Origin of the sequence: Paenibacillus agricola (assembly GCF_011440305.1) — a bacterium.
Taxonomy (GTDB): Bacteria; Bacillota; Bacilli; order Paenibacillales; family NBRC-103111; genus Paenibacillus_S; species Paenibacillus_S agricola.
This window is the reverse complement of the sequence record NZ_JAAOIW010000059.1, coordinates 1-2,456: the sequence shown is the minus strand read 5'-3', so window position 1 is coordinate 2,456 and position 2,456 is coordinate 1. Positions and strand designations below refer to the sequence as shown.

Sequence of the window (2,456 nt, the reverse complement as noted above, 5' to 3'; positions counted from 1 at the left end):
CTTTATGTATTGAACGGTCTGCTTCTTGTACGTTTCATCATGATCGATCTTTTTCATAGACACAGGGCTCCCTCATTCAAGTTATTGAATCTAGTATAATCTGTGTCTACTATTCAGTCTAACTGCACATACAGAAGCACAGATCAGAACGTATATTCAAAATCAGAAAGTGAAGTGAAAAGCAATGGTTGTGAATAAAGCTTACAAATTCCGCATTTACCCCACGCCTGAACAAGCAACACTCATTAACAAGACGATTGGATGCGCTCGATTTGTGTTTAATCGTTTTCTAGCCCAATGGAGTGACACTTACAGAGAGACAGGAAAAGGCTTATCTTATGGTGCATGTTCTGCTGAACTCACAAAACTAAAACAAAAAATAGACTGGTTGAAAGAACCGGACAAATTTTCTTTACAAAATGCACTGCGGAATTTGAGTGACGCATACAATCGCTTTTTCAAAAAACAAAACGATGCGCCTAAGTTTAAGAGTAAAAAGAATCCTGTACAGTCTTACCAAACCAACTACACGAATGGAAATATTGAAATTGTAGACAATCAGATCAAGTTACCTAAACTTGGACTTGTGAAATTTGCTAAAAGCCGTGAAGTTGAAGGACGTATCCTGAACGCTACGATTAGACGCAATCCAAGCGGCAAATACTTTGTATCTGTGCTTGCAGAAGCCAACGTCCCTGAGTTGCCCCAAACAGGCAAAGAAGTTGGCATCGATGTTGGCTTAAAAGAATTTGCAATTCTATCTAATGGCGTAGTCGTTGGAAACCCTAAATTCTTTCGCAGACTGGAAGAAAAACTGGCAAGAACACAGCGGAAACTCTCACGCATGATGAAAGGCAGCAGCAATTGGAACAAGCAACGCATCAAAGTAGCGCGTATTCACGAGAAAATCACGAATGCTCGTACGGACTACTTGCAAAAGATTTCAGCGCATATTGTCAAAAACCACGACATCATTGCGATTGAAGATTTACAGGTAGCCAATATGGTCAAGAATCATAAGTTAGCCAAGGCAATTAGCGAGGTTTCCTGGTCGATTTTTCGCTCCATGCTAGAGTACAAAGCGAAGTGGTATGGTCGCATCGTTGTGGCTGTGGGTAAAACATTCGCATCTTCGCAGCTATGCTCCTGCTGTGGCTATAAGTACAAAGATGTAAAAGACTTAAAGTTGCGTGAATGGGACTGCCCAGAATGTGGAGCGCACCACGACCGAGACTTTAACGCAAGCCTGAACATTCTTGCCGAAGGCAAAAGACTACTTGCTGTGTAATCCTTACACGAACTGTCGGAACGACAGGGTTAGCTCGGTAAACTTCTCTTCGTTAGAAGGGACTACCCAAGAATCTCGTGACTTTAGTCATGAGAGGTTCAAATTTATTTTACATGTGTATGTGTATTATTGCAGCGTTCTGACGAATAGGGTTGGTGTTCAACCATCAGTTTACTGCATGTAATTTTATAGATATATGAATATGTACTTTTACACGTTATAAATTTGGATTTGGTAGATGATTAACTATCAAACCATACCTTGTAAATCCACAAGTGATATTGCATGTGAAAATACATGTTTATTGCGAATATGGTTGGTAATCAACCGCCAATTTATTACATGTAATTCGCCAAGTGATTATACAATTATAAGTACATGTGTATGTATAAGCGTATGTAGCAATGCATATGATTGCGGTGTTCGGAGAATATGGTTGGTGATCATCGTAAGCCCAAATCATGTAATTATTCAAGTAAATATACATGTAAAATTACTTGAATATGTATAAGTACATGTTATAAAATAACTGGCGGCGTTCCTGCGAATATGCTTGATCCCATAAGCAGGCCCGCTGTCATAGTTTAGAACCTAATCGGGCTGATCCTGAATAACTAACGAACGACCTACAGGGGGCGCCTGCGAACCGTAACTTATGATCGCATATGGTTTGTGAACAAGCGTCAATGAAATACATGTAATTTTATAAGTAAATACATTTGTATAAGTAGATGTATTAAATGAATGTAGTGATGTAACTGATAGAGGCGCCTTGGCAAATATGTTGGCAATCAAATACCAAATTTTACATGTAATTTAACATGTGAATATACTATTATAAGTACATATATATAATCGCATGTAGCAATTCAACTGATGTTCTCGGCGAATATGATTGGTAATCATCTATCAATTAATCACAACATGTAATTCTACAAGTAATTAAATATGCAGTTTTACATGTGTAAATGCATGTTTAATTATAACTAATTGCATAAATGAACTGAAAAGGGGGAAAGGTTTTGTTATCCCCAAAGCCGGCCCGCTGACATAGTCGAGAACCTAATCTGGCTGATCCTGAATAACTAACGAACGACCTACAGGGGGCGCCTGCGAACCGTAACTTATGATCGCATATGGTTTGTGAACAAGCGTCAATGAAATACAT

At 38.8% G+C, this 2,456-nt stretch carries 1 protein-coding gene; it reads left to right on the top strand.

Annotation, left to right across the window (positions count from 1 at the left end):
• Positions 1–184: 184 nt before the first annotated feature.
• The gene (tnpB, locus tag G9U52_RS38960) at positions 185–1,288 is read left to right on the top strand and encodes an IS200/IS605 family element RNA-guided endonuclease TnpB (protein WP_166158839.1); all 1,104 of its coding nucleotides are present in this window, start codon (positions 185–187) and stop codon (positions 1,286–1,288) included.
• Positions 1,289–2,456 lie beyond the last annotated feature (1,168 nt).

Coding starts and splice junctions, on each gene's coding strand:
- tnpB (WP_166158839.1), top strand. CDS start 185: ATGGTTGTGAATAAAGCTTACAAATTCCGCATTTACCCCACGCCTGAA.